This is a genomic window from Aquiflexum sp. (assembly GCF_041751335.1).
GTDB lineage: Bacteria > Bacteroidota > Bacteroidia > Cytophagales > Cyclobacteriaceae > Aquiflexum.
Map to the genome: position 1 here is coordinate 20,931 of NZ_JBGSXS010000206.1, position 6,787 is coordinate 27,717.

The window sequence follows — 6,787 nt, forward strand, 5'->3', positions numbered from 1 at the left end:
GTATCTTCGTGCATAAACCTAAATATTTATTTTATGAAAAAAGCAACTGAGTACAGTCTTTTTAATGATGTCTGTAGTTTTGTGGATGACGCCGCCAAACATATGGAAATTCATCCAAGCTTATTGGAACAGATCAAGCAATGCAACAGCATATACAAATTTCATTTTCCGCTTAGAAATGATGACGGAACTTACGAAACCTTAACAGGTTATAGAATTCAACATTCGCATCATAAATTACCCGTCAAAGGAGGTATCAGATATAGCGAGCACGTAGATGAAGAAGAAGTCAAAGGATTGGCAGCACTGATGACTTACAAATGTGCTTTGGTCAATATACCTTTTGGAGGGGCTAAGGGTGGTATCAGCATGGACCCCACTAGATACAATGTCAATCAATTGGAAAGAATTACCAGGCGCTATACGGCGGAGTTGATCAAGAAAAAATTTATTGGCCCAGCTATAGATGTACCTGCTCCGGATTATGGAACCGGAGCAAGGGAGATGGCTTGGATAGTGGATACATTCGAAGCTTTTAACCCGGAATTGATCAATGCGAAAGGTTGTGTTACAGGCAAACCTCTTTCCCAGCATGGTATTGATGGAAGAACTGAAGCCACAGGCCAAGGCGTGTTTTATGGAATCAGAGAGGCTGTTAATGTCGAAGAGGATATGAAATCCCTGGGATTGACAAAGGGACTGAGAGGAAAGAAAGTGATTGTTCAAGGTCTTGGAAATGTCGGGTATTATTCAGCCAAATACCTAAGCGAAGCAGGTGCTAAAATCATTGGTATAGCAGAATGGAACGGGGGAATTTGGGATGAATCAGGTATTAATATTGAAGACCTCAAAAATTATCAGTTGAAAAACAAAGGTTATAAAGGATATCCACATGGGGAGTTTATCAAAGATAGCCAGGAAATGCTTACCTATGAATGCGATATCTTGGTTCCTGCTGCTTTGGAAAATCAGATTACGAAAGAAAATGCAGATAAAATCAAGGCCAAGATTATAGGTGAAGCAGCCAATGGACCGGTAACCCAGGAAGCTGAAAAAATCTTATTGGAAAAAGGTGTCATGATAATTCCGGATATGTATCTAAATGCCGGTGGTGTCACGGTTTCCTATTTTGAGTGGCTCAAAAATCTCTCCAGGGTTTCTTTTGGAAAGCTTGAAAAAAGGTATGATATGGAAAAATATCGGAAATTGATGAGCACTATAGAAAATGCTACAGGAGAGGAATTTACCGATGATGAAAAAGATGGGCTTATCAAAGGTGCTTCCGAGAGGGATTTGGTTTTGTCAGGTTTAGAAGAAACCATGGTCACCGCCTACCATGATATGAATAGGACCAGAAAAGAAAAAGGAATTGAAAGTCTAAGGACTGCCGGATTTATCCTTGCTCTGGAAAGAATTGCAATCAGTTATATGGACTTGGGAATTTTCCCTTGATATAAGTGGTTTGAAAATAATAGCTCTCCAAGGATCAAAAATAATTGAAGCTGAACCTTTGAGGGTTTTTGTAAAATTTTGTTTTGAATGTTGACAAAAAGAATAATTCCCTGTCTCGATATCAAAGAAGGCAGGACAGTCAAGGGAGTGAATTTTGTAGACTTGAGAGATGCGGGTGACCCTGTTGAGCTCGCAAAAATCTACTCAGATGAAGGGGCCGACGAACTCGTATTTTTGGATATTACAGCCACGGTAGACAAACGTAAAACCCTTGCAGAACTGGTAGGGAAAGTTGCTAGAGCCATCAATATTCCATTTACAGTAGGTGGCGGTATTTCTACCGTTGAGGACGTCAAAGTGTTGCTTAATGCAGGTGCTGATAAAATCTCCATCAATTCAGCAGCTGTTAAAAACCCAAAAATCATCAATGAAATGGCCAAGGAATTTGGTTCGCAGTGTATCGTGGTGGCCATTGATACCCGAAATGTAGATGGGATTGATTTCGTCCATACCCATGGAGGAAGAAAGCCGACGCTATTAAAAACCCAATCTTGGGCCAAAGAAGTCTGTGACAGAGGAGCAGGGGAGATTTTGCTGACTTCCATGGACCATGACGGTACCAAGGCAGGCTTTGCCAATGAAATCACTTCTGAGATTTCTTCCATGCTTACGATTCCGGTTATTGCTTCTGGTGGTGCCGGAAATATGGGACATTTCAAGGATGTTTTTACCTTTGGTAAGGCCGATGCAGCTTTGGCAGCCAGTATTTTCCATTTCAAAGAAATCCCCATCCCAGATTTAAAAACCTATCTGGAGATAGAAGGGGTATTTGTGAGGAAATGAATTTGCTAAGAGGCAAGAACCAAGAGGTAAGGTACAAGAAGCGAGATGCGAGAACCGAGATGCGAGAGAAAGCTTGTCCCGAAGAATTCAGCGCACTACTGGACACTGGAGCAGAGTGAATTTTGATGCGCCGCAGTGTATCGAAAATTTAAGCAATTAGTGTCAAGTTTAACCAGAAAGTGACATTGTGAAGTGGGTCTTCCGACTTCCAACCATTGAAAAAGGGAGTAAGTACATCAAAAGATATGCAATAAATCATAAGTCACCATCAAGAAAAAAATGAACAACTTAAAAATAGATTTTGAAAAAGTAAATGGTCTTGTACCTGCGATCATTCAGGATGTAGATTCCAATGTGGTTCTGATGCTGGGTTATATGAATCAAGAAGCATTGGATGTGACTTTGGAAACCAAACACGTAACTTTTTACAGCAGGACCAAACAGCGTCTTTGGACAAAAGGAGAGACTTCAGGTAACTTTTTGATGGTTGAGCATATCACATTGGATTGTGACAATGATACGTTACTTGTCAAGGCTAAACCAATTGGTCCAGTTTGTCACACAGGAGATGATACTTGCTTCGGGGAGACTAATAATACCAAAACCCTGTTTATTGACCACCTGAGGCATATTATCAAGGACCGCAAAAACAACCCCTCAGACCAATCTTACACGGCATCACTTTTTGCCAAAGGCATCAATAAAATAGCTCAAAAAGTAGGGGAGGAGGCTGTGGAAATTGTGATTGAAGCCAAGGATGATAATAAGGACCTTTTTATGGGCGAGGCAGCCGATCTGCTTTTCCATTACCTCGTTTTGCTTGAGGCCAAAGGTTATGAATTGGATGAAGTAATGGACGTGCTGATTACAAGACATCAAAAATAAGGTTTGGTTTAATAAATGGGGAAATTATTCCCCCTGTCCAAATCCAAAAGGGAGATATTTTTTGCTATTTTCCCCAATCCCATGCCACAATACTCCAGTTTTCACCAGATGGATCGGTAAATTGATGGATTTCTTCGAAACCTATCCTTGAATGTGCCCGGATAGACCGAGGGTTTCGGGTGGATATTTCGGTGATGGCAAAATCAAATTTATCCTTAAAAGTCTCACGGTATGTGTCGTAGATTTTGTCAAAAACCCCCATTCCCCTGTACTTTTCCCCAACACAAACCTGCCCTACAACAATATAATTAAATTCAGACACCTTTTTTCCCCATAAGTTAAGCTTGTCAAAAACATCAAACATAGGAATCAGTTCAGGAATATCTCCTTTACAGTCAGTCGTCATGGCCAAGGTAAATGCAACGACTTTTCCATCCTCCTTGCAGATAACCTGTGGGGCAAAAGACTGCATTTTTGCCAATTTAGTAAGGTCATGTCTGACAAATACAAACCCATTTTCTATCGCCCTAATTGTGCTGAGATGGTTTTGTTGCTGAAGATCCAGGATGCCTTGAAGATCTTCTGTAGTTTTTGCGGTTTGGAAAGAAAGCGAATCCATTTTCTTATATTTTAGAATCATAAAAATAATTACCCATTTCAATATATTTTCATGGATCCGTAAAATGATGCTTCATTCTGCGGATTTTCATCTTCCGTCTTCCTTCTTCAATCCTTCAAAAGAAAAGTAATCCATTAGCAAGAAAGCATACAACCACATTACTTTTAATAACGCCTTAACATCTTTTCACAATATAATATTTTTCCACAGGCAACGTCTGTTTAAATTTTCAGGTTCCAACTTTTGAAAACCACACAATCATTTGGAAGAGCCGGAAATCATAGCAGGTTGCAGACAGAACAGCCCCCACGCACAGAGGTACCTCTTCGACAGGTATTACAGGCGCAGCTATCATGTAATCATGAGATACCTGTCCAACCACCATGATACCGAAGATGTGCTTTCCATCTCTTTCACAAGAATTTTCAAAAATATAAGCCAGTATGAAAACAGGGGAGAAGGAAGTTTCCATAGATGGTTAAACACCATCTTCATCAATGAATCCATCCGTTTTTTGAAAGGAAAAAGGGAACTGATGTTTCAGGAAGATGAGGAACTATTAAGCCTAAATATTCCACTTGTTGACCACTCGGAAATTTTGGATGTAGAGGAAGTACAACAGATTTTGGCTATGATGCCAAAGGGATACAGGACTGTTTTCAACCTGTTTGCGATCGAAGGTTATTCCCATAAGGAGATAGGCGATATGCTGCATATCAATGAAAATACTTCCAAATCACAACTGAGCAAAGCGAGAAATTACATGGTCCAAAAATTAAAAAAAAAGTATCGCCATGAGCACCAATAAAATAGACGAAATCATCATCAATGGACTGAAGGAATCGGAAAGGAGAAATGAAATCCTTGCCAAAGAAGCCAAACCAAGAGTCTGGGATGCTATTGTTAAGCCCAATAGCAGAAAAACAGTTAATTGGTGGTTTGTTTCAGCTATGGCAGCTGCGATTTCGATGTTCCTTATTTCAACCTTCCTCTTCCTAAAATTGGAATCCCAAAAAAAGGAACTCTTTGAGCTGCAAACCTATGTGAGAAATGAAATTTCTCCAAAAGAATCAACCTATGTAATGGTTCTCCCTGCAGAGGAACAAATAATTGAAAAGAAACCAACGATCATTCAGGAATCCATTCCAATTGTAAAAAATGTAAAAATCATTTCGGAGACCAAGAACCGTGAAAGAGAAGTGGATGAAGGTGTTGAAGTTTTCAGTCCCATCATTTCGAAACCAAATTTGGCACTTTTGACTCTATCCAAACCGGAAATTGATTTACCCGAAATATTTGATCTGGAACTAAATCCTAAAGTGGCCCATATACCTGAATTGATTAAAGAAACTTTCATTGAACCGAAACAAAAAAAGCAGACGAAACTAAGATTGAAATTTGGAAATGGAAATATAGACCATGACTATCAAAACACTTATGCGCTCAATATCAGGTTATAAAAACTAAACCAACTTATTTTATGAAAACTACCATGCACTTTATTCTGACAGCCATTTGCCTGTTCAACATCAGTACTGTATTTGCCCAGTCAGCCAAAATTCCCCGGGACACGGTTTTCTACAAAGGCACTGAACATATGAATATGGTGATCTTGACAACAGATTACCACAACCTGACCAAGGAAAATCGCCTACAGCTTATCCTAAATGATTTTCAAGACAGGTTGAAGAAAATCGTAGGGAGTGTTCCTGAAAATGCCTATATCATAGAATATAGATATCAGGAACAACTTGATATCCTCCATAGCGATAAAATCAAAAGCTATTCCCTTTCGGAAGAAAAAGGAATGATCGAAAATTTCCGAAACAAAGCCATTGTCACAGATCCCAACAATAGTTATTTGGTAAATATCAGTTTCAATGATATTAGAGAATTATTAAATATGGATTTTACTATAATAATGGCAGAAATTATTGGTGAACTGCCAGAAAAAGACAGGTATTTGAGGTACCTGGAATTTCAATCAAATATTCCAAGTGGTAAAGTCAAATTAACAGAAAACAGACCCTCAGGTTACCTCGATATGTTGAGTTTGCAGGCAGGAGTGGGTGCCAATGTTTACAGAAGCAAGTTTTTGACAGATATTACAGGTGAGATTGGTTTGCAACTCAACCACAAAGGGATCTTAAGAAATCAGTTCTATGTTTCCAATAACTTGATGTTTGCCTTTGATGCTGAAAATACTGCCATAATCAACAATTTCACCAATATTGGTTACAGAAGAAATCTGTCTAATGAAAAAGACAAACCCAATTGGATCGGAGTGGAATTTGGTACCCTGACCAAAAGACGTGGTGACATCTTTCAACCCAACACAAGGAGGCTTGGGGTAAATTGGCAGGCAGGGAAGCATATTACCATTTCCCCGCAACTTTATTTCAACGGGTTTTTTCAAATGGTCAGTCCGGGGTTCAGGATTGGGATTGGATTGTAGTGGTACAAAATTGGTTCCCATTGGCCCCATTCCTTAATGGATTGTATAAAGGGGAAACTCATGAGCAACACTCAGATTTGATAAAAACTGCCCGGATCGCCGGCATCTGGTATTTGGTCCTGGCGATTACGGGAGTATTGGGATTTTTGGTGTTTCATCCGCAGTTATTTATTTCAGGGGATCCTGAACAAACGCTCCATAACCTGACTCAAAGGGAATCCTTTGCGAGGGCTAGGCTTTTGCTGGAAATTGGTGTTGTGGGCTCGCAGGCTATGGCTGCGATTTGGTTCTACAAGCTTTTTAGGAATATCAACCCAGTGGCAGCATGGGCGACCGGTATTTGGGGGACTGTGAATGCAGTTGTCATTTTGATCAGTGCGGTTTCCATGGGAGTTGCCATTAAGATTGCCAATGGCTCATTATTGACTCCCGACTTTAAAGTTGCTGCCATTTACCTTTTGGAGCAGTTCAGCTCTAACGCCTGGGGAGTAGGAGGTCTGTTCTTCGGGCTGTGGCTTATACCAATGGGTTAT

The 6,787-nt window shown here is 39.9% G+C and carries 8 protein-coding genes; 7 read left to right on the forward strand and 1 reads right to left on the reverse strand.

Annotation, left to right across the window (positions count from 1 at the left end; genetic code table 11):
- Positions 1–33 precede the first annotated feature (33 nt).
- The 3 genes from ACEW8U_RS11230 (at position 34) to hisIE (ending at position 3,180) form a co-directional block, all read left to right on the forward strand.
- On the forward strand, positions 34–1,452 hold the full coding sequence (locus tag ACEW8U_RS11230; RefSeq protein ID WP_373522134.1) for a Glu/Leu/Phe/Val dehydrogenase: 1,419 nt from the start codon (positions 34–36) through the stop codon (positions 1,450–1,452).
- 87 nt (positions 1,453–1,539) lie between these two features.
- Positions 1,540–2,295, forward strand: a complete 756-nt coding sequence (gene hisF, locus ACEW8U_RS11235) for an imidazole glycerol phosphate synthase subunit HisF (protein ID WP_373522135.1) — start codon at positions 1,540–1,542, stop codon at positions 2,293–2,295.
- A 279-nt stretch (positions 2,296–2,574) separates the two neighbouring features.
- Positions 2,575–3,180 carry a bifunctional phosphoribosyl-AMP cyclohydrolase/phosphoribosyl-ATP diphosphatase HisIE gene (hisIE, locus tag ACEW8U_RS11240; protein WP_373522136.1) on the forward strand — a complete coding sequence of 202 codons (606 nt, stop codon included), beginning with the start codon at positions 2,575–2,577 and terminating at the stop codon, positions 3,178–3,180.
- A 64-nt stretch (positions 3,181–3,244) separates the two neighbouring features.
- On the opposite strand, the gene ACEW8U_RS11245 is transcribed toward hisIE, so the two are convergent.
- The gene (locus ACEW8U_RS11245; RefSeq protein WP_373522137.1) at positions 3,245–3,799 is read right to left on the reverse strand and encodes a GNAT family N-acetyltransferase; all 555 of its coding nucleotides are present in this window, start codon (positions 3,797–3,799) and stop codon (positions 3,245–3,247) included.
- Between the two features lie 262 nt (positions 3,800–4,061).
- On the opposite strand from ACEW8U_RS11245, the gene ACEW8U_RS11250 reads away from it, so the two are divergent.
- The 4 genes from ACEW8U_RS11250 to ACEW8U_RS11265 form a co-directional block, all read left to right on the forward strand.
- Positions 4,062–4,607 (forward strand): RNA polymerase sigma factor, encoded by a 546-nt coding sequence (locus ACEW8U_RS11250; protein ID WP_373522138.1) that lies wholly within the window; start codon positions 4,062–4,064, stop codon positions 4,605–4,607.
- Positions 4,594–5,259 (forward strand): hypothetical protein, encoded by a 666-nt coding sequence (locus tag ACEW8U_RS11255; protein ID WP_373522139.1) that lies wholly within the window; start codon positions 4,594–4,596, stop codon positions 5,257–5,259. The genes ACEW8U_RS11250 and ACEW8U_RS11255 overlap by 14 nt, the downstream gene beginning before the upstream one ends.
- Positions 5,260–5,279: 20 nt before the next feature.
- The gene (locus tag ACEW8U_RS11260; protein ID WP_373522140.1) at positions 5,280–6,254 is read left to right on the forward strand and encodes a hypothetical protein; all 975 of its coding nucleotides are present in this window, start codon (positions 5,280–5,282) and stop codon (positions 6,252–6,254) included.
- A gap of 20 nt (positions 6,255–6,274) precedes the next feature.
- A partial coding sequence (locus tag ACEW8U_RS11265; RefSeq protein ID WP_373522141.1) for a DUF4386 domain-containing protein occupies positions 6,275–6,787 on the forward strand: 513 nt, incomplete at its 3' end.